Annotated in this window: 23 protein-coding genes; 14 read left to right on the top strand and 9 right to left on the bottom strand. The window is 46.1% G+C overall.

Annotated elements, in window-relative coordinates:
- Window positions 1–13 precede the first annotated feature (13 nt).
- A complete protein-coding gene (locus QUA50_RS24390) occupies window positions 14–640 on the top strand; it encodes a hypothetical protein (protein ID WP_333259520.1) in 627 nt (208 codons plus the stop codon).
- Window positions 641–644: 4 nt separating this feature from the next.
- Here QUA50_RS24390 and QUA50_RS24385 read toward each other — a convergent pair whose 3' ends face one another.
- Genes QUA50_RS24385 through QUA50_RS24375 form a run of 3 tightly spaced genes read right to left on the bottom strand, consistent with a single transcriptional unit; the run spans window position 645 to window position 1,912 of the window.
- Window positions 645–998 (bottom strand): hypothetical protein, encoded by a 354-nt coding sequence (locus QUA50_RS24385; RefSeq protein ID WP_333298898.1) that lies wholly within the window; start codon window positions 996–998, stop codon window positions 645–647.
- Window positions 998–1,336, bottom strand: coding sequence for a hypothetical protein (locus QUA50_RS24380; RefSeq protein WP_333298900.1), 339 nt, complete (start codon window positions 1,334–1,336; stop codon window positions 998–1,000). Before QUA50_RS24380 ends, QUA50_RS24385 begins: the two co-directional genes overlap by 1 nt.
- 3 nt (window positions 1,337–1,339) lie before the next feature.
- Window positions 1,340–1,912 (bottom strand): tyrosine-type recombinase/integrase, encoded by a 573-nt coding sequence (locus QUA50_RS24375; protein WP_333259523.1) that lies wholly within the window; start codon window positions 1,910–1,912, stop codon window positions 1,340–1,342.
- Window positions 1,913–2,126: 214 nt separating this feature from the next.
- Between QUA50_RS24375 and QUA50_RS24370 the strand changes: the two genes are divergently transcribed.
- Genes QUA50_RS24370 through QUA50_RS24355 form a run of 4 tightly spaced genes read left to right on the top strand, consistent with a single transcriptional unit; the run spans window position 2,127 to window position 6,862 of the window.
- Complete coding sequence (locus QUA50_RS24370) at window positions 2,127–2,675, top strand: hypothetical protein (protein WP_333234075.1); 549 nt, start codon at window positions 2,127–2,129, stop codon at window positions 2,673–2,675.
- Entirely contained in the window at window positions 2,675–3,505 is an 831-nt protein-coding gene (locus QUA50_RS24365) for a hypothetical protein (protein ID WP_333234074.1), read from the top strand. The genes QUA50_RS24370 and QUA50_RS24365 overlap by 1 nt, the downstream gene beginning before the upstream one ends.
- A complete protein-coding gene (locus tag QUA50_RS24360) occupies window positions 3,498–5,333 on the top strand; it encodes a hypothetical protein (RefSeq protein ID WP_333259527.1) in 1,836 nt (611 codons plus the stop codon). Before QUA50_RS24365 ends, QUA50_RS24360 begins: the two co-directional genes overlap by 8 nt.
- On the top strand, window positions 5,333–6,862 hold the full coding sequence (locus QUA50_RS24355; RefSeq protein ID WP_333259528.1) for a hypothetical protein: 1,530 nt from the start codon (window positions 5,333–5,335) through the stop codon (window positions 6,860–6,862). Before QUA50_RS24360 ends, QUA50_RS24355 begins: the two co-directional genes overlap by 1 nt.
- On the opposite strand, the gene QUA50_RS24350 is transcribed toward QUA50_RS24355, so the two are convergent.
- The gene (locus QUA50_RS24350; RefSeq protein WP_333259531.1) at window positions 6,854–7,063 is read right to left on the bottom strand and encodes a hypothetical protein; all 210 of its coding nucleotides are present in this window, start codon (window positions 7,061–7,063) and stop codon (window positions 6,854–6,856) included. The genes QUA50_RS24355 and QUA50_RS24350 overlap by 9 nt on opposite strands.
- Before the next feature lie 176 nt (window positions 7,064–7,239).
- On the opposite strand from QUA50_RS24350, the gene QUA50_RS24345 reads away from it, so the two are divergent.
- The 4 genes from QUA50_RS24345 to QUA50_RS24330 all read left to right on the top strand — a co-directional run bounded on the left by QUA50_RS24345 (window position 7,240) and on the right by QUA50_RS24330 (window position 8,935).
- Complete coding sequence (locus QUA50_RS24345; protein WP_333259533.1) at window positions 7,240–7,560, top strand: hypothetical protein; 321 nt, start codon at window positions 7,240–7,242, stop codon at window positions 7,558–7,560.
- Window positions 7,561–7,631: 71 nt separating this feature from the next.
- Window positions 7,632–8,303, top strand: coding sequence for a hypothetical protein (locus QUA50_RS24340; protein WP_333259536.1), 672 nt, complete (start codon window positions 7,632–7,634; stop codon window positions 8,301–8,303).
- Window positions 8,304–8,306: 3 nt separating this feature from the next.
- The gene (locus QUA50_RS24335) at window positions 8,307–8,594 is read left to right on the top strand and encodes a hypothetical protein (RefSeq protein WP_333259538.1); all 288 of its coding nucleotides are present in this window, start codon (window positions 8,307–8,309) and stop codon (window positions 8,592–8,594) included.
- The gene (locus tag QUA50_RS24330) at window positions 8,576–8,935 is read left to right on the top strand and encodes a hypothetical protein (RefSeq protein ID WP_333259541.1); all 360 of its coding nucleotides are present in this window, start codon (window positions 8,576–8,578) and stop codon (window positions 8,933–8,935) included. The genes QUA50_RS24335 and QUA50_RS24330 overlap by 19 nt, the downstream gene beginning before the upstream one ends.
- On the opposite strand, the gene QUA50_RS24325 is transcribed toward QUA50_RS24330, so the two are convergent.
- Window positions 8,932–9,225, bottom strand: coding sequence for a KGK domain-containing protein (locus tag QUA50_RS24325; RefSeq protein ID WP_333259544.1), 294 nt, complete (start codon window positions 9,223–9,225; stop codon window positions 8,932–8,934). The genes QUA50_RS24330 and QUA50_RS24325 overlap by 4 nt on opposite strands.
- A 707-nt stretch (window positions 9,226–9,932) precedes the next feature.
- Between QUA50_RS24325 and QUA50_RS24320 the strand changes: the two genes are divergently transcribed.
- Window positions 9,933–10,373 carry a hypothetical protein gene (locus QUA50_RS24320; RefSeq protein WP_333259547.1) on the top strand — a complete coding sequence of 147 codons (441 nt, stop codon included), beginning with the start codon at window positions 9,933–9,935 and terminating at the stop codon, window positions 10,371–10,373.
- A gap of 304 nt (window positions 10,374–10,677) precedes the next feature.
- Here the strand turns inward: QUA50_RS24320 and QUA50_RS24315 are convergent, their stop codons facing one another.
- The 4 genes from QUA50_RS24315 to QUA50_RS24295 form a co-directional block, all read right to left on the bottom strand.
- Complete coding sequence (locus QUA50_RS24315; protein ID WP_445301932.1) at window positions 10,678–11,730, bottom strand: RibD family protein; 1,053 nt, start codon at window positions 11,728–11,730, stop codon at window positions 10,678–10,680.
- Window positions 11,731–11,943: 213 nt separating this feature from the next.
- Window positions 11,944–12,204, bottom strand: a complete 261-nt coding sequence (locus QUA50_RS24305; protein WP_333259556.1) for an element excision factor XisH family protein — start codon at window positions 12,202–12,204, stop codon at window positions 11,944–11,946.
- 61 nt (window positions 12,205–12,265) lie between these two features.
- Entirely contained in the window at window positions 12,266–14,515 is a 2,250-nt protein-coding gene (locus tag QUA50_RS24300) for a hypothetical protein (protein WP_333298908.1), read from the bottom strand.
- Window positions 14,512–16,560 carry an ATP-binding protein gene (locus QUA50_RS24295; RefSeq protein WP_333259562.1) on the bottom strand — a complete coding sequence of 683 codons (2,049 nt, stop codon included), beginning with the start codon at window positions 16,558–16,560 and terminating at the stop codon, window positions 14,512–14,514. Before QUA50_RS24295 ends, QUA50_RS24300 begins: the two co-directional genes overlap by 4 nt.
- Before the next feature lie 647 nt (window positions 16,561–17,207).
- On the opposite strand from QUA50_RS24295, the gene QUA50_RS24290 reads away from it, so the two are divergent.
- The 4 genes from QUA50_RS24290 (at window position 17,208) to mdh (ending at window position 20,129) form a co-directional block, all read left to right on the top strand.
- On the top strand, window positions 17,208–17,588 hold the full coding sequence (locus QUA50_RS24290; RefSeq protein ID WP_333259564.1) for a photosystem I reaction center subunit IV: 381 nt from the start codon (window positions 17,208–17,210) through the stop codon (window positions 17,586–17,588).
- Window positions 17,589–17,590: 2 nt separating this feature from the next.
- A complete protein-coding gene (locus QUA50_RS24285; protein ID WP_333259567.1) occupies window positions 17,591–18,523 on the top strand; it encodes a DNA-formamidopyrimidine glycosylase in 933 nt (310 codons plus the stop codon).
- A gap of 313 nt (window positions 18,524–18,836) precedes the next feature.
- Window positions 18,837–19,052 carry an NAD(P)H-quinone oxidoreductase subunit O gene (locus QUA50_RS24280; protein WP_333053996.1) on the top strand — a complete coding sequence of 72 codons (216 nt, stop codon included), beginning with the start codon at window positions 18,837–18,839 and terminating at the stop codon, window positions 19,050–19,052.
- A 123-nt stretch (window positions 19,053–19,175) separates the two neighbouring features.
- Window positions 19,176–20,129 (top strand): malate dehydrogenase, encoded by a 954-nt coding sequence (gene mdh / locus QUA50_RS24275; RefSeq protein WP_333259570.1) that lies wholly within the window; start codon window positions 19,176–19,178, stop codon window positions 20,127–20,129.
- Window positions 20,130–20,196 lie beyond the last annotated feature (67 nt).

Here is a 20,196-nt window from a genome sequence, read left to right as displayed (position 1 = left end):
TTTTAGATTTTGAATGAATACTCAACTTTCGCTGTTTGATGCTTCCACCGCGGTGGAGCCAGCTTACAAAATTGGCGATCGGGTGAAACTGCGTAAGAAGCCGATTGCCGCGTCCTACGTCAAAAAAGGGGATATTGTCGAAATTGCTGCAATCCACCCCACTAATGGCAGCATTAAATTTTGGAACGAGCGCAGCGAGCGCTGGGAGTTCATCTATCCTGAAGAGATTGGCCGCGTTTTTGATTCTCCAACCCCTGTTGAGCCTGCCGTTGGAGAATCAACATCCCCGCACAGCGAAACCTATACCAATACTCAGGTTGAAGCGGTTGGAGAATCAACATCCCCGCCCGGCAAAATTGATTCTCCAACCCCTGTTGAGCCTGCCGTTGGAGAATCAAATTGCAGGCCCGGCGATGACTGTTTAGCACTTAATGCAATTTCTACTTACCGGCCGCGCGGTACGGCCAGAAGTGGCGAGTATTACCGACTGTCTTACAAAGACGGCGGCAAGGTAAAACAAGTTCACATCCGTGGCGGCAACACCGACTCGCCGATCGCGCAGGCAAAAGTGCAAGAAGTGCGATCGTTATTGGCGATCGGAAATTCGCCGGCGCAAATTGCTGAAATGCTTCGCAAATAGTTGCTTATTCGATTGCCGTCCAACTTCCCCAGTTTCCATTATTTTGGGTGCGTAAGTAGATTTTAGATAGGTCGGGCCGCAAGAGGCATTGAATCATGTATTTGCCAACGAGTACTGTATTGTACAGCGCGTCAACCTGTATCATCGTACCGGAGAATGTTGGAAAAGGGAAGTTAACATAGTTATGGTTGCCGTCAATCCACCTAATGGTTACAGGTGTGCCACTGGGAATAATAGTGTTTGCATCTATAGTTACTCCTGTTTGTCCTCCAGTTCGCGGAGCGATCGAAAGAGTTTCAATAGTGCGAGCGATCGACCGAGGTATTTGCGGCTCGGTAATTGGATTTCTAAGAGGCATTAGATAATCACTAACTCAGTAACATTTACGGTAGTTGCGCTGTTCGTACTTCTCATCGTTATCGGCCCTTGCCATGGAGCACTAGGTGAATCTTCAAAATATCCCCCTGGTAGTAATTCAGCAGTAAAGTTTGTGGCTGAAATAGTCGAGCCGTAAGCAAAAAGGGCGTTTGCAGTTCCATCATTGAAAATAGTTAACCCACGCCTGTTGCTTGGTGTACTCCGATCCGAAAGAATTACAGTAGGTGATGTTGTCAGCGAAAACTCTGTAAGAGTGCTGCTGCTGGGAAACTTTGTCACTTGTTGCGATTGCGATTGGGCGGGATTAAATAAAGTCATAAATTAGAAATTGGCAATTGCATTTTTTAGTTGGTTTTCAGTAACATCGATATACCGGATTAAAGAATTAATACTTTTATGTCCCGTTAATCTTTGGATTACTTTAATATCTAAACCTTGGTCATTAAGTCTAGTAATAAATCCTCGTCGCGCTGAATATAAAGAAAATCCCTTATTTTGTAACCCTGCTTTTTTTAAAGCTCGCCGGAAGGCTTTATCCATAGCTTGTCGGCTTAAATGCTTGTCGGCTCGGTACAAGGACGGGAATAGGAACCCTGATGCTGGCGCTTCATAAGCTCCAAGCATGAGTTTAAGTGCCCAGTTGCTCGGAACTTCGCGAGTCCGTTTATCCTTGCGATTAAACAAAGGGTAAAGCACTGTGTCGCGCGGTTGGCGCTTCTGTACGTCCTCATAGACGTGCTTTACATCCATGCTTAATATTGCCTCCGGTCTTTCGCCAGTATACCAAGCGACAGCTAAAAATAGCTTGTGGCAATCAGAGGTCAAATGGTTGCTGATTTGTTGAAAAGTTACCGGATTTAAAGGGGTGGCTTGCCCGACGCCGCAAATTTTCACGAGTTGCTGATTGTGTATGGAAAATGCCATAAAAGCAACCTTTTGGCTGCTGTTTCTATCGTAGCGCGCGCAACCATTATTGTCACGTTGTTTTTAAAGTGGCGATAGTTGCTGATTTATCTATTTCAGCAACTTCTTAAGAATTTAATAAGGCGACTTAGGGCAATGAATTGTTACTTAAACTGGGAAAGTAGGATTATACAAATTTATATTTATGGCGGTTCACACTTCCGGCGCGGGCGCTTCAGTCAGCGGAACATCACACGCTGAACCTACAGGTGCAGCAGCTATAGAGCGATACGTGTATGGAATACTGGCACGGCTTGAAGAGGAAGAGAATAATTTACCCAGAGTTGCGGAACGAACCGACAGAATAACAATTACCGTTAATCTTTCAACAAAAACCGCTGCAATTGACCTAATTCTAAATGTGACTGCCAGCAATACGGTAGGCGGAAATACTTCTTACACAGCCACTCATTACCTCACCGGTTCTACCTTTGCTTCTGGTACGGGGGGCACTAGCAGCGCCTCCAATTTGGCTCAAGCGGCAATGGAAGGGGTAATTGCCTTAAAACTTTTGGAACTCGACCCCGCGCGAAAACTTAACCCAGATAAAACCGTAATCACCCGCTGCACTCACACGCTAGCCGCAAGTGGTGGAACTAACGCGACTTTTAGCGCGCTGCTGGAATTTCCCATTGAAGTAATTAGCTTGCCCGGTGGCGGGAGTGTAATCGAAGGCAAGGTGTTTCTAAGCTAATGGCAGAAAAAAATCAATTAGAGAACACTAAAACTTTTAGACGCGCCATTACCGCCGCCGATGGCACAGAAATTATTGAGATATTAAATTGTGCAGATAGTTTTGCAGAATACGATGTTTTATCGAATTCTTACTACCTAGGAAAAAGTTTTTATTTGGAAGCTTTCAGCGGAGCAATTTATTTACCTTCCTATCAGCAAGCACCTTTCCCCGAAATATTTCCCGAAATGAATGCAGCCGAGAAGATTGCTGCAATGCTTGTCGTAGAGGAAGATTACCCGTTTGTTGGGTTGAGGTTTCACGCTCGGAAAGGTACGGGCGCGTGGTCAACTTTAGCAACCGCAAGACTGCAAAATAAGGGGCGCGAAACAACGATCCCTTTCGTGATTCCTTATCTTACAATCAATCAATTAAAATTATTAAGTCCCGATGACAGCTTAGGAATTTCTATTATCAATTACGGGCACGGGGTGCTGGGAAGTGGCGACTATATCAATTTAGAGGGTGATTTTCGCTACAGCCTCGACTTAATAGCTAAGCCACAAATCAGAACAATTGGTGCAGCATTGCCTTACGGGGTGGATGTTCCAACAGGCTCTCCGATGCGATTCCGAACAGCGAACGCAAACCGCGCGATACTTTACGCCACCAACACTGGCAATATGCCAATTTGGATTGCTGGGAATTCCAGCGTGGCTGTCGGCACGGGTATTTACCTCGCACCCAATGGGGGAGGGAATTTAACTGAGCAAACTTTGACGGGGGAGTTGTGGGCGATCGCTGATGGCGGCATTGGTCGCATCGCCGGAGTAGAAGCGAGTTATGTCTAGGGTTTCGCGCAAATCTTCCCTGTCGCCAAGCGCCACAAGAGGTTCGAGTGCGATCGATCTCGGTAAAGATAGCGACGTGGATATGGGGCGAAAATCTCAGCCGTCAGTTTCCAGCGGTGGCATTGGCGTTACTCAAGAAGTTGGAAATATTGGCGGCATTGGCATCGAACTGGGCGCGGGTGTTGAAGTTAGTCCCTTGTTGGGCATTGATATTAGTGGCGATCCTTCAAAAGGCACTATTTCAGTTGCTGGCAGTGCCGAACTTCCAGGCGGTTTATTAGGTATTGGCGGTGGCGTAGGAATTAATGCTAATACCGGGGAAATTATAGGCGGAAGTATTGGGGGAGAAATTGGGGGGTTAGGGATTAATATTTCTTCTACCGAAGGGGATGTCGGCGTTGAATTTACCCTACAAATCCCATTTACTCCAATCGAATTAAGTTTGGGCTTAGGATTTCCTAAAGAGAAACCAACACCAACACCAACACCGACACCAACACAAGCGCTTCCTCCGGGAACTTTGTCCCCTGAACAAATAGATGAAGCTATGCCTTGGCAAACCTGCTCTTCTTTTTGCATTACAGGTTATTACGACGATTTAGGAGATGATAGCTACAGAACGCACGGATTTTGTTACAAACGACGGCCTATTGTAGATGATTTTGAGCGACCAACCGGAGAATCTGTAGTTGGGTGGAACGATGAGTATATAAATTATTTATATGACGCTGAAGATAATTACAGTAGCTTAACTGGAATGACCAAAGATATAAATACTTATAGCGATGTAAATATTTTATATTATACCATCCCTTCAAGTGTTCGCGCTAGCTGTTTTCCTTCCCCTTCTCCTTCTCCTTCCCCTTCCCCTTCTCCTTTCCCAAACCCACCACCAAGGAGGCAAAAAGTGGATACTTGCTGTCAAGAAAACCTCAAGTTTTTAAGAGAAATTTATAAAAAATTAGGACTCGCCAGATTCCCCGGTCAACTACCTTCAACTATTATTCAAGAAGTGCCGAATGAGGGAGAGGAGCCCGCAGAACCGCCCCAAGTGCCGATTGTAGATTTAGTGAGTTTGCTAGACTGGCAATTTCGGCGCGTTGAAGAAGTGCTAGGACAATGGGAAATACAAATAAATGTCAAGGATGCAGATATTACCAAAGAAGGCGACCAAGGCAAAAAACTTAGATTTCCAAATTTAGCTGAATCTATTGCTGAAATAGAAGGCCAAATGCTTTCATTGTCTGCGAATGTAGACGCGCTAATTGCTATCACGACCAAAAATCTAGTTGAGTCTGGATTGACGAGGCAAGAAGCAATTAAAGGTTACTTAGCATCAAAAGCCATGATAAAATACATGGCTTTTAAAATTGAAGAAATAGACGTTGCTATTCCTCTATGCTTCACCCCCGGCGCTGAAACAATACACGGATTAATCGCAGAATCCGAACTCCATTTTAAGGGGATGGACTACACCGAAAAAGAAACTTTACGCGATATTTTTTTAGATTTGTTACAAGCAGCGGCAATTATCCGCGCTGTACACTGGCAACGAATCGACACCAAACAAGATACAAAAGCCCAGTTATTAGGGTTACTAAAGGGAAGTGTAGACCTTTTCAATTCTATTAAAAATCCTACCAAACCAGACGGTGGCGAGCCAACAAATCAGACAGAAAGTTTTGAAGATTCACTTGACAAGATGGAGAACGGATTTACAACCATTGCGGGAATTACTGATATTCAAAACCCTTACGGTCGAACAGTAGACCGTCGCCCTCGGATTCGACAAATTGGCGACAACATAGCGCAAGCGGGGAAAGACTAATGGCAACCGCTCAAGCAATCCCTAAAATAGGGATGATTTTAAAAGATTTAGCATCTCGCAAAATCCGTTCATCTTCAACGGGTGGCAATTTAATCAGAACTTGGTCGGCGAGCGCGATTACTACGTCAAGCAGTGGGGGTTTTTTGCAAGCGATTTTTAATGGCGCTCTTCGTTTTGGAAACTTCTTAATTTCAGCAATATCAAGCGTAATTTCCTTTAGCTTTACGAAGCTGTGGAGCTGGATTGTGGGCGGTGTGCAATTTATTTACAATTTCGATTGGAATATGTCGGACACTGCGATCGACAAACAAATCGAAGGGCTGTGGAATTCCTTTGGCGGCATTTTGGGCGGCGCTGTTGGACGGGCGATCGGCTGGATAGGCTGCGGCGTGGTTCCGGCAGCGGCGATTTTTTCGTTCAATCAATCGCTTGGTACTCACTTATTAAAGGAAGTCGGAGAACAAGCACTAGACGAAATGCTAGACGCTGCTAGCGAGGTTATTAATGCCAGTTTTAGGATGGGCGCTCAGGCAACTTTTCTGTGGCTGTACAAAGATGTACGTCGCGCTCTCAAAGACCCAAATAATGTTTTTGGCAAGGGTTTGCGGGCTGTCCTTGGTTCGGGAACAGTTGACAACTGGGGAACTGGCGAATCTTGGACGATCGCCAAAGCAGTAGAGGCAAAAATTGAATCAATCCCTAACGTTTTCTGGCGCAATTTCACAGAGGAGATGTTTGAGGAAGGCTCGGAAGCCTGTATCGAAGGGGGTTTTGCAGTTGCCGGGGGAATTGACGCTTGGCTAGCTCAGCAAGCAATGCAAAATGCCTCGGTACTTGGGCCCGATCGCACTGTGGAAATTACGCCCGATCGCTCAGCGCCTGATGAGCGAATTGTTCTTAGCGGGCCAGAGGCTGTACTCCGACCAACAATTGTTAACGTGCTTGCAACTCATCAAATGCTTGGCAATCGCGATGTGGGAGTGTTAATTAGCGGCACGCCCGTAGACGAGACCATCACACCGGGAGTTCAAGAGCGGCGGTTGTTGATTGAATTTAAGGAGAAAACAGCGCCGCCGTGGGTAATGCCATCCGGTAAAAGAGCGCGCCGCCGCCAAATTACCGTGTTCGACGTGAAGCGCGGTCTAACGTGGGAAGAGGTAAAGCTAGCAGCCAAGCAATACACCAGCGGTCAGCGCTTAGTCAATGCTCGGCTCAACAACGGGCATCAAATGCAATGTTACGCCAGCACGGAAAATGAGGGACTGCAAAAAATTAAAGAACTGTTGAAACTCTCAACTGCTGAACTGTTACCAAACGGCACCCGCGATTCTGGGTATGTAGACCCAACGGCACGGCGACGCGAACTGCCTTATTTGGTTTACCCTTCTAAGGCTGTGCTGGTTTGGAAAAGGCGATCGCCTGACTTAGATGGTCGGGAGGATACTGCAGGCAATTTGTGGACAGAACAAAGGATTGAATTTGATTTATGGCCCGACGATGCGCCTGCTAACTTGCCGCTGTTAGGTTAAATATTTTTGGGCAAGCAAATATTCTCGCTCTTTCTCTAATTGCGATCGCACTTGGTTAACTGTTTGGCTAGTTTCGCGCGCTAATCGTTCTAATAAAGTGCCGCGAGGTCTGTAATTATAAGGTTTTCCCCAACGGCTATTTTTTCGAGTTAAGGCTTTTTTGCTGCGAGTGCTCAGTTTTGGGTAAAGGGTTAAGTTCATGTTACAAATATTTACATTTGTGCGAGTTGATCGTAAGTGCTACGGATCAACCCTAGGGTTGAGCATAACACCCTGCTAGTCAAAACCTTTTCACAGTAAGCAATTGAGCCATTGACAGCATTAGGCTGAGCTAGTTAATGTAAAAGCACAGCACACAGCGATTCTTATAAAAATCTATGTCAATTACCGTTACTCAGTTGACTGCCAATTTACCAGCCGGCGTTACGCTTGATACTACGGCTTATCCTGGTACAGCCCAAGCAATTAAAGTGCTTGTTGATATGCTTGACGCATTTAACGCAACTCAAGCGGCTTTTAACGCAACCGCCCCCAATGGCACGGACGTGCTATCGCTTGCCGTCGGACTTGGGAACGAACAAACCATTTTTTGGCCACCCGGACAAACTACTACCACAGAAACAGTGCGGCCAAAAACTTACACTTTAACAAGTTTTCAGCAAAGCACCGTAACAGACGTATATCCGGTTATCGGCTAATTTTGACTACCCAATAAATGGGTAGTTAAAGTTAAATTTCAAGGTAATAAAAACTACTCAAAGAATCAATAATGGCAGTTACTAATATTTACGGAGAAAGAGAGCTACGAGCGGTTAATATGCTCATTGGAGGTGTTAATGCTTTTTACGTTTTCAAAACTAACGTTGATGCCAGCGAGGTTTCAGATTTAGGGCAAGTCCCCGCCGCAACTTTAGTCGGCGGCACTCAACCTGTGTTTGTAGGCACAGGCAGAAATGGCCGCCCCCGTCCTGCGCGATTGAAAAAAAAGCGAGAAAAAATTACTTCGCTTTGTTCCACTTCTTCAATTGAAATAGCGCTAGCAACTCGCCGCTGGCAAATGGTAAAGCGTGCAGTTTACCAAGGAAAAGTTATTCAAAAATCAACAGCGTTCGGAACTGCTATTGCTGGAGGTAATGCAGCCAAAGGCAGTGTGTTAGCGGTTGTTACCACATCCAACTTAAGCTGGGCCTGGAGAATGCCAGCTCAACAATTCAATAAAATCGGAGCTGATGAAGCAACAGCATTAGGCATTACCATCCCTAATACAGATACAGAATTTCGTAGATTGCTGGTTCGCGCTAACTTGCCGCGACCTGCCCGAGCTTACCGAACAATATCAACCGTTGATAACGTATTAAGTGTTGAAACCTTTATTAGTGATAACGCTACTTTGCCAACCGATTGGACTGGCGTTGGCGAAGCTCTCAAATATGAAGGCTAAAAAATGCTGTTGTTACCGCATCACTATGAGTTTGCGGAAACGCTTGCTAACTTGCCGTTTTTTTATCAAGAAGCGGCAAGTAGAACCTGCGACACTCTGCACCTTATTCAAAAAAATCCTAATTATTTGCCAGAGTTTGTCAAAGCTGACAAATTGCAAGAATATTTGTTAGGTGGCGAAGCTTATCAATTTGTTGAATACGTTGACGGGTACGCAGACGAACCGACAAACGAAAATGACGATTCCTTAAACTCTTGGGAGCTTGGCGACGAATGGCTTGGCTCGATTTAGGAATTGTTTTTCCAGATGAAACGATTTGGCGTCAAACGAACCAAAGCGCTATTGACCAAGATTTGATTCGCTTAACTTACATTTCTACGGGAGTAATTTCATCAATTAAATCTCGGTTGTTGGTTCGCCGACTTTGGCGAATAGACGGCGAATTACCAATAGAAGAAAAAGCAAACGTTGTTTATCCGTCGCCAAATCGAATTTTGTTAAATTTGCCAGTTCTTGCCGATTATGTTGCATCGGGGCTTGCAACTTACAAAATTCAGGTTAAAAGGTATTATCCTTTTCGCAGGTCGATTATTAGCGAGCCGTTATACGCATTAAAAGTCGAAGTAAATTAAGATGCGTTGTCATTAGGTTCGTCTGGAGCAAACTCTAAAATAATTTTGACCCGGATTTTACCTTTAACCCAGCCATTTGACCCAACCTTAAGCACATTGCATTGCACACCCATTTTTGTCCAAAAATCGAAACCTGACGCAAACACGTAATTTTTCAAAAAACTTGAGATAATTTCTAGAAAATCATGGGTTGTATAAGTTTTATCGCTGCGAGCATGAAGAGTTGCTTGCGGTTCTAATACGCAAAACACGTGATTTTCGCTGTCCAAGGGTTCAAATTGAGGTTCCATAGTTTTATTGATAAAGACAAACTAAATTTATCATAATGAAAAACCTTACTGATGTTATCTCGTTAGTTGGGACATTTTTAACCTCGTTAATTAGTCTCATTGTCCTTTGGAACGTAACTAGGGGAGTTTTGGCACTTTTAGCGAATATTCAACGCAAACTTACTATACTTCGCAGCTTGTACATAAGTCAAAGAGCTGAGGTTCGCGATGTTCAAAACTACCTCAAAATCCATCACGCATATCATGTGCGCGGAGGAATTCACGAAATCCAAGACGATTTGTTAAGGGAATACGATAACGAAAATACGGGGTTTTAAGTGGACAAATACTCTTATCGCTTCACTGTTGCAAGTTTAGGTGTGTCAGTAATGATGATTAGTGCCGGATGTCTAATTTTAGCTATTCAAGACAAAAATCCGATACTTTTAGTCCCAGTCTTGGGGGCAATTATTCCTGGTCTAATAGGTTTGTTAGTTCCCTCGCCCAAATCATCACCGCCGTGATCAAATGACTATCCACGAAGCTAACCAATTGTTAAGCAACAATAAAGTTAGTCGGCTGCAATTGTTGCAATGTTATGAAAGCCTTTGTAAAGAACACGGATATATACAAGGGATGACAATTGCTAGTCTGCATGATTTAGTATCAGGACGCAAAACACTTGCGGAAATGCAATTACTAATAGACCAATTAAGAGACAGATTAAAATGAATCAACATCATTTAATTTTTACGATGCCATTAGCTCAATCGCCAGAGCTAATCCATGGGAATTTGCAACTTGTTTATCCTAACGGGCAAGCGATCGACTATCTAGCCACTTCCGGCTGCGCGGATTATCAGCGCCCTGGTGATGAGTGGGTGCGCGGAAAAGGCCCAATCCCTGCCGGCGAGTACGAAATACCAACTGAGGGCTATTGGCTCGACACGCGCGGCGTGGAGGGCTTATTTTTTCATATCACTCCCGATCCTGTAGTCTCCAGTAAAGGTATTCGGGCAGAGTTAGGAATTCACTTTGACGCCAATCAACCGGGTACTGCTGGCTGTATTGGCGTGGTTCGGGAGTTTGGATGGCGCCGGTTGTGCGATCGGCTCGCGTCGATCGCAGAATTAGGCGTGAAAAGCTTGCCGCTAACGGTGAAATATTAAAGGTGCAAACACTATCTTTTTTCAATCCCTGGTAGGGAGGACTGCTGGGTGGCTGAAGACCCGGGCTCTAGTGTGCAGCGCTTCTCCCCAGCCATCAAAATAGTAACATCTCTGTGTGGGGATTCATTTAAGTTAATACAATCTCCCCTGCTTGTGTAATTACTCGCCACAGGCAAGATGCCTGTGCCACACAACTCTTGTGGGGAGTAGGGGTTGGACACTTCTAGCCCGCCACAGGCAAGATGCCTGTGCCACCCAAGATGCCTGTGCCACACAACTCTTGTGGGGACTAGGGGTTGGGCTTCTAGCCCGCCCCGAATCTATAATGCAAAAATACCTCTTGTCCCACCTGTTTAACCGCCAAAAGTTCCAATTTTGGAGCTAAATCCGCCAAAAAACCTTCTCCCTCCACTGGTGTCGGTGCATCCGCCCCGCCCAAAATTAGCGGGCACACCGTCAGCCAAAGTTCGTCTACCAAGCCTGCAGCCAGCACAGACGCTACCAGTTTTCCCCCGCCCAGAATCGCCAAGCGTTTGATACCGAAGTTTGCTAACTGTTGAAACGCATCAATCCAATCAATCTCTCCACCTGCGGTTTTCGCATAGATAATTCGATCGAATTGAGATGTTGCACCATTCTCAATAAGCCTTTTATGAACAGGCAAGATGCCTGTTCCACTAGAAAATTCATCTCTTGTGGAACGGGCATCTCTTGTGGAACGGGCATCTCTTGTGGAACGGGCATCTTGCCCGTTATTGAGAGATGTTGCACCATTCTCAATAAGCTTTTTATGAACAGGCAAGATGCCTGTTCCACTAGAAAATTCATCTCTTGTGGAACGGGCATCTCTTGTGGAACGGGCATCTTGCCCGTTATTGAGAGATGTTGCACCCTTCTCAATAAGCCTTCGATCGACAGGCAAGATGCCTGTGCCACTAGAAAATTCATCTCTTGTGGAACGGGCATCTTGCCCGTTCTTGAGAGGAGACGGCAATGCCGTTTCCCTACCGTCTTGCCCCGTCAGCAGCCAGCGAGGCACCGGTTGCTGGAAAAATCGCAAGTTTGGGTCAAATTGGGCCGATCGCGAACATACAATTTGCACCGGTTGTGCGGGCTTCCCTTGCAGTTCCCTCTGTTTGAGCAATTCCGGCGAAATCACTCTCATCGTCGTCCCATAAGCCTGTAAAGTGCCGTTGCCGAACAAAACCGCGTCGCTTGCTGCTACTTGCTGTTCGAGGTGGGCTTTGTCGTTGGCAGAACCGAATCTCGCGGGCGATCGCACTGCATCTGCAATTTTACCGTCGGCACTAATCGCGAGTATTACTGTTGCGAATGGTCGATCGATCTTATCTGTCATTAATTTATCAGTCCTGGACGCACCGGTGCTCAGAAACCGGGTTTTTTAGCAAAATCTTTCGTTGTCGTCCACAGATTAGGTAAAAAACCCGGTTTCTTTGGGAAAAATGCGTGAGTTTTGTTTATCAAATTTTCAATATCATAGCGGCAAAAGAGGACACTAGGTTTCTAAAGGAACTGCTAAATATACTATAAAATCTGGCATAATATCTCTCTATGCAGATCGACAGTTGAGAAATTGACCGAGAGCACCATGAAATTGATAGAAGTCGGATCGGTCTTGAAAGCTCTTAACTTCGACAGCTATTTTGCGACCTTCTTTTTCTGCACCGCTCAATTCTTCGGCGGTCATATCGATAAACATGGCTAGACCTTCTTCATCGACTTGCACCCGAAATTTTTCACGAATAACTATCGATCCATCTTTTTGTAAAGCAGCTTTGACAGTATCGTGAAAAATATCTTTAGCAGGCATTTAAAAACTCCATTGCTCTCATTCTCTATTTGAGAGCGCCCCTACAAACACAAAAATTCGATTATCGCCCGCCGCTAACTCCCTCCAATCGCAGGAAATGCACCCGGCCCAAGTCATCCCCCGCTACAACTGTCACTCCATCGGGCAAAATTGCACAACAATTGAACCTATCTTCTCCGCTGAAACTAGCGATCACTTTGCCCTTAAGCAAATCCCAGATTCTCAGGGTATTATTATCTATTGAAGCGGAAATCGCTGTTTTACCGTCGGGTGCGATCGCCACTGGATATACCGGTTCACTATGACCCGTGAGAGTTTTGAGTTCCGAGCCTGTCTCGGTGTCCCAGATTTTCAGGGTTTCCCAAGAAACGGAAATCGCTGTTTTACCGTCGGGTGCGATCGCCACTGCATTTACCTCCCTAGTATGACCGGTGAGAGTTTTGAGTTCCGAGCCTGTCTCGGTGTCCCAGATTTTCAGGGTATTATCCTCTGAAGCGGAAATCGCTGTTTTACCGTCGGGTGCGATCGCCACTGCTGTTACCGGTTCACTATGACCCGTGAGAGTTTTGCGTTCCGAGCCTGTCTCGGTGTCCCAGATTTTCAGGGTATTATCTGGAAGGGAAAACACTGTTTTTCCTGAAGCGGAAATCGCTGTTTTTCCGTCGGAGGCGATCGCCACTGCCTTTACCAATTCACTATAACCGGTGAGAGTTTTGAGTTCCGAGCCTGTCTCGGTGTCCCAGATTTTCAGTGTGTAATCAGCTGAAGCGGAAATCGCTGTGAGGCCGTCGGGCGCGATCGCCACTGGACCTACCCAGCTACTATGACCGGTGAGAGTTTTAAGTTCCGAGCCTGTCTCGGTGTCCCAGATTTTGAGGGTTTTATCCTTTGAAGCGGAAATCGCTGTGAGGCCGTCGGGCGCGATCGCCACTGCATTTACCGAGCCAGTATGACCGATAAGAGTTTTGAGTTCCGAGCCTGTCTCGGTGTCCCAGATTTTCAGGGTACTATCCTGTGAAGCTACAATCGCTGTTTTTCCGTCGGGTGCGATCGCCACTGCATATACCGAGCCACTATGACTGTTGAGAGTTTTGAGTTCCGAGTTGGTCTCGGTGTCCCAGATTTTCAGGGTACTATCACTTGAAGCGGAAATCGCTGTTTTACCGTCGGGTGCGATCGCCACTGCATATACCCAGGAACCATCATGACCGGTGAGAGTTTTGAGTACCCAGGAACTATGACCCGTGAGAGTTTTGAGTTCCGAGCCTGTCTCGGTGTCCCAAATTTTCAGGGTACTATCATTTGAAGCGGAAATGGCTATTTTTCCGTCTGGTGCGATCGCCACTGCATTTACCGAGCCAGTATGACCGGTGAGAGTTTTGAGTTCCGAGCCTGTCTCGGTGTCCCAGATTTTCAGGGTATTATCCTGTGAAGCAGAAATAGCTGTGAAGCCGTCGGTTGCGATCGCTACTGCATTTACCCCCCTAGTATGACCGGTGAGAGTTTTGAGTTCCGAGCCTGTCTCGGTGTCCCAGATTTTCAGGGTATTATCCTCTGAAGCGGAAATCGCTGTGAGGCCGTCGGGTGCGATCGCCACTGCCCGTACCGCGTCACTATGACCGATGAGAGTTTTGAGTTCCGAGCCTGTCTCGGTGTCCCAGATTTTCAGGGTATTATCCTCTGAAGCGGAAATAGCTGTGAGGCCGTCGGGTGCGATCGCCACTGCCCGTACCGCGTCACTATGACCGACAAGCGTCCGCACTGCTCCTTCATTTGCCCGTTCTAAATTAGCCTTCAAAGGCCGCAGCCAAGGACTATCTTTCCACTGCTTTGCTTGTTCCAAAATGGCTTGAATGTCATCAGGTGACGAGATTTTTTCCGTCACTTTTTTGACAGGTTTACGGGGGGTAAACCTACCAATCAATGGTAAATACTCCCAAAAATACTTAGATTTATGTACAACTCTAGTCACTTCATGAGGTAGTAACCTCCCCAACAATTGCCCTGCCAGTTGCGTTTTATCCCTTTCCAAAACGTGCGCCGACTTGCGAATTGCCCCTTGAATCAATCTCAGAGTTTGACTTTGCTCCTGGGACAACAACACATCAGAAATTCTCGCTAAATCGTAATCCTCAATTAACGCTTGCACCCCCAACAATTCCAGTTTCATCTGAATAAAACCGAAATCCGTCAACCAAGCACAATAACGGTCAACCTTCCCCCGTTTCGCAAATCTCTTCGGTTGGTATTTCAACAGCAAATCTCGATCTTCCTGACACTGCTGCGCCAACCACACACCTAAATCGCTCATATCGGCGCTCCTCCTGCAAATTTATCGCTAATATCATCGTTAATATCTTCCAGTGTTATACCCGCCGACTGCACAGTTTCATCTGCTTCGAGAAACTGCCGAAAACTGTTGTGATAGATAGTGTATCGAGTTTCCCTTCCTACTTTCTCCTGTCGCAAAAACGAATTCCATTTTCCGAGTACCTGCTGTACTTTCATAACATTATTTTCGCCGGCCGATTTAGCCAACCAGCGACCAGAAACTGGTTCCTCTGCTTGCGACAGAAAGTAGATAATTCTAACCTTCAATTCCAGCAGAAGATCGTCTTCCCTGCCCATCATCTGTCCCCAGTGTTTTTGATAATATTCCTGCAAGCCCGCTGGTAAATCATTTAAACTCACATCATTGTAAGTACCGCCTTCAATCTCATCGAGGATGTAGCGGAGGTAGATAAATTTCTTTTCGCTTTTCTGGGCTACCGCCGTCACAAACTCTTCCCGCTGCAAACTCTGACGCTCAATCCAATTCTGAATAGACTCGCTTTTATCGGTACGTTTTGCCAGATAAGCCTGGACATCAGCCAAACTTTCGGCGCTGTACTCCATCAAATCAAAAACTTTGCGGTTTCCTGTCGGCATCGGCAGAAAATCCGGCCGCTTGGAGACAATAAAATAAACGTTATCCGGCAAATCATTGGGCAAATATAGAACATTGCTGCCGCTACTTTGCAAATTCAAATCGACTTCATCCAGCGCATCCACCACAAAAATTAACTTTTTTTCTCGGCTCGACTTAGCGCTAACTTCCCCCAACAACCTCCCTAGAAAATTGCCGTTTTCCAGCGCATTTTCCGGCAAATACGGGTACTTTTCTTTGAGGTTAAAGCCTTCTATTAACTGAGTGCAGGCATTTTCCAAAAAAGTTTTAGCGCTGATAATCCCATCCGATCGCGAATTGAAATGAGTAACGCAGCGTCGCTTCAGCATCTCCACGCATTTTGCCATAATTGCGCTTTTCCCGACACCAGGTTCCGCTTCTAAAACAAAATAGCCCTTCGGATTCTTCTCCAAAAACTCATTAATTTTTTCAAACACAAATTTGCGGCCGGTAAAGTCTTTAATTCTGTCCTGAATAATCGTCTCGGACTTAAAAGAAATCGGCAAACTCGGCGCAGCAGGATCGATATATCTTTGCAGCAATGCCCGCACCTGCGCCAAATCGGATCGGATCTCACTTTGCATAGATTCCAATTTTACCATCACTTGACAAATCTGCTGCTGAGTTGCCACTGCCTCCAATTTATCGAGAATCTCCCCATTTTGCAGCCCCAAATCCTTGAGATCCGCCAAAGCAATTTGGTGCAGGTTCAACAGCATCGCCGCAAACTTTTCTCCTCCCTGCGCCGCATCTTGTTTCAGCACTTCGCGGTAGGCTTTCGGGAAAGTTTCGTAGAGTCTTTGCGCCACAAATTCCACGATTTCTGCATCGAAAGATTTCCCCTCGCTGGCGGCGAATTCCCCGAAAAATTTTGCCCAATCTTCCGGTGTCAATCCCGTAACTCGATCGAACTCCTGGGCATCCGCTGAAAAAATCAGAGTCAACTGGTCTTCGGAAATATTTAAACCCCTTGACAAATCAACCCCTTGCGTGTTAATGTGCTGCCAATATTCAGGAAGTCGATCGGCTAATTGATCTAAATCCCTGACAGAGGAATTTTTGCGTTTGGCGATCGCAATTAATTCATCTGACGAAGCAACATCTTTCAAAATATAGGCGATCGCCTCACTCGCCGCCTGAATCAAATCGTGATTGTCAAGAATATTCGGATTTTTTGCCAACTTTTCGGTCATCAGATTTCCCAAATCGTTAGCCGCCATATTCGCCGCGATACCGCCCGCGATCGTTGCTAAAATCGAAATGCCGCCAACGACGGGATTAGCCATCATACCCAATCCTGCTGTCACACCCGGATTGGCGATCGCGCTGGCAATCATTGGCGCAACACCCATCACCGCACTCCATCCAAGAACCCTAACTTTAGTATTAGCTAAATCAACTAACGACATACTTTAAATATTCCCCGCACTTTGCAATACTTTAGCGCGACAATATAATTAAAAACAACGTTAATTAATCTCACATCTTTCACCATTCTTAGGAACAGGCTTTCCGGCCTGTTCCACAATCACTAAATTTTATTGTGGGGTGGGCGTCTCGCCCGCCCCAAAATACAATCTGCCCGCCCCAAAATACAATCTGCCCGCCCCAAAATACAATCTGCCCGCCCCAAAATACAATCTGCCCGCCCCAAAAATACAATCTGCCCGCCCCAAAAATACAATTGTATATTCAGTCGTGTTTAGACGACTTTAGCTATGAGACAGGGGTTTTAAACCCCTGGCGGCCCCCGCAACAACCTAACGGCCCCAACAACTTCCTCACAGGTCCGTAACAAACTCGCCACCCCACAACAATTTGTAAAGTTTTTTATATATCCGATCGCACAGCTTGTATTTAACGGATAATGTCTGTTTATTTATTTTGCAACCCCAGCGATCGCCCTAGCAAAGTATTTACTTTTCTTTACAAACAGCCGACCAAAAAACGGCGCGACAGGTAAAAATTTCCTTGCAGACTTCAAATGCGTCGCGCGATCGACTAGAGTAAAAAAAATGGCTTTATCCGTTTATTCATCGCAAAGGAAACAAAGCTCATGGTTCAACGCGGTTCTACAGTTCGGATTCTCCGCAAAGAATCCTTCTGGTATCAAGAAGTGGGCACCGTTGCTACGGTAGACCAAAGCGGCATTAAATACCCAGTTATCGTTCGCTTTAACAGCGTAAATTATGCAGGCGTCAACACGAACAACTACGCCCAAAGCGAATTAGTGGAAGTGTCAGCACCCAAAGCAAAAGCGAAAACAGGGACTCCAGTAGCTTCCGGCGGCAAACAAACCACGCTGGACGAGAAAACCCGGAAAACCGGCAGCGGAGGAGCCCCCCAGCAGCCGAAAACCTCAACCGACAGCAAACCCGGTGCCGAAGTTCCGGGCAGCGTCGAAGGTTCGCCAAATCAAGGAACAGAACAACGCTAATTGTGCCAGAACTGCCAGAAGTTGAAACTATTTGCCGGGGTTTGAATCAAGCAACCCTCGATCGAGAAATGTTGGGCGGCGACGTGTTGCTAAACAGCACGATCGCCCGCTCAATCTCTGCGGCCGATTTTTTGACAAAACTCAAAGGAAAGTCGATCGCCCGCTGGTACAGACGCGGCAAATACCTCCTGGCAGAACTATCTCAATACCCAGAAGGAGAAAGGGAAAAAGGGAAAGGGGGAGAATGTAGGAATCAAACTCCAAGTTCTTCCACTCTTCCTTCTTCCTTCCTCGTTCCTTCAAAAGCCGGCTGGTTGGGCGTTCACCTGCGGATGACCGGACAACTGCTGTGGGTGAACCGATCCGATACCCTGCAAAAACACGCGCGAGTGCGACTGTTTTTTGAAGGAAACCAAGAATTGCGGTTTGTAGACCAGCGCACCTTCGGGCAAATGTGGTACGTGCCACCAGAAACCGAGGTTTCGAGTACCGTCACCGGTTTGAAACTCTTAGGCCCAGAACCGTTTTCAGACGAATTTACAACAGAATATTTGACCCGCAAGCTGCACCGGCGGGCGCGACCAATTAAAACAGCTTTGCTAGACCAGTCACTGATAGCTGGTTTGGGAAATATTTACGCAGACGAAACTTTGTTTTTGTCGGGAGTGATGCCGACAACTCTGTGCGCGGATTTGACCGCAGAGCAAATTGGGCGCATCCATACAGCTATTATTCAAGTTTTACAGAAGGCGATCGCCTCCGGTGGCACCACTTTTAGCAATTTTCTCAACGTCCAAGGTGTCAACGGCAACTACGGCGGTGTCGCTTGGGTGTACAATCGCGCCGGCCAACCCTGTCGCACTTGCTCCGCAACCATCGAACGTATAAAATTAGCAGGGCGATCGACTCATTTTTGCCCCCTATGTCAGACATAGGAATCAGTTAATGGATTTTTGGCTTGAGATTTTAGATTTTAGATGTACCCCACGAATCGCACTCCTTTATTCCTTAGTCAGCTTGGAGTGACTTCGTTTGTTTAGGATCCCGAATTAAATAACTTAAAATTTTAATTGTTATTGTGGGATGGGCGTCCCGCCCGTCCTTGTGGGAGGGCTCTTAGGCCCATCCCACAATCTTGTGGAAGTTATTTAATTCTCATTCCTTAGTAGCGATTTCAATCGCCGAGTGACTTTGCAGCCAAATCTAGATTAAAATTTGTATAGTTTTTTAAACTAAACCAAGCAAGTTATGGCAATCAAGAAAGGCAGCATAGTTCGCGCTGTACGCGAAAAATTGGAAAACAGTCTAGAAGCCAAAGCCAGCGACCAGCGCTTTTCCTCTTATATATTTGAAACAAAGGGCGAAGTGATGGATGTTCGCGGCGACTATGCCTTCGTCAAATTTGGCAAAGTTCCCACCCCCAATATTTGGCTGCGGGTAGACCAACTCGAAGATTTTCAGTAACTCACCAAAACTAAACATCACTGTTCTTGATGTAGCGAAGGGTGCACACCGGGCACCTTTCCCCAATTAAGCTGATTGCTAAAATCTAAAATCTAAAATCTAAAATCTAAAATCTAAAATCCAATGAATTCTCCATCAAACCGCGTATCAATTATTGGTGCAGGCAAAGTCGGAAGTACCTTAGCCCAGCGAATTGCTGAGAAAAATCTGGCAGATGTAGTATTGCTAGATATTGTGGAGGGTTGGCCCCAAGGCGTTGCTTTGGATTTGATGGAAGCAAGGGGAGTGGAACGCCACGATCGCCAAATTGTCGGTACAAATAATTATACAGATACGGCAAACTCAAATATCATAGTAATTGCCGCCGGAGTGCCGCGCAAACCCGGTATCAATCGGGAAGATTTAATTAAAATCAATGCTAGAATTGTCACCGAAGCTACAAAACAGGCGATCGAGCATTCTCCCGAAGCAATCTTAATCACAGTCACAAATCCCCTAGATATCATGACTTATTTAGCTTGGGAAGCTGCGGATTTGCCCAAACACCGAGTTATGGGGATGGGGGGAGTTCTCGACTCCGCCCGCTTTCAAACTTTTATTGCAATGGAATTGGGCGTTTCAAATGCTGACATCAATGCAACTGTCATCGGTTCTCACGGCGATTTGATGGTTCCTTTGCCCCGCTATTCTACTGTCAACGGTATTCCCATCAATCAACTTATGGATGCTGGCGCGATCGATCGACTCGTACAGCGGACTCGCCACGGCGGCGCAGAAATTGTAGAATTGATGAAGACAGGTAGTGCTTATTTTGCACCCGCATCTTCTGTCTGTTTGATGGTAGAATCTATTTTATTTAATCTGTCCAAACTTTTGCCTTGCTGCGTTTATTTGCACGGCGAATACGGCGTGCAAGATATCTTTTTAGGAGTTCCCTGCCGCTTGGGCTCTCAGGGAGTCGAACAAGTAGTCGAACTCGAACTCAGCGATACCGAAAAATCTGCCTTTATCGAGTCGGGCAAATTGGTTGCCGAAAATATTGAGGAAGCTAGGGCGATGCTGAAAACTGTTTCTTAAGGAATGAGAATTAAATAACTTCCACAAGTTTGTGGGATGGGCGTCGGGCCCGTCTTTTAAGGACGGG

The sequence above is a fragment of the Microcoleus sp. M2_D5 genome (genome assembly GCF_036701935.1).
Taxonomy (GTDB): Bacteria; Cyanobacteriota; Cyanobacteriia; order Cyanobacteriales; family Microcoleaceae; genus Microcoleus.
Note: the sequence above shows the minus strand (reverse complement) of the source record. Positions and strands in the feature narration are given on the sequence as shown.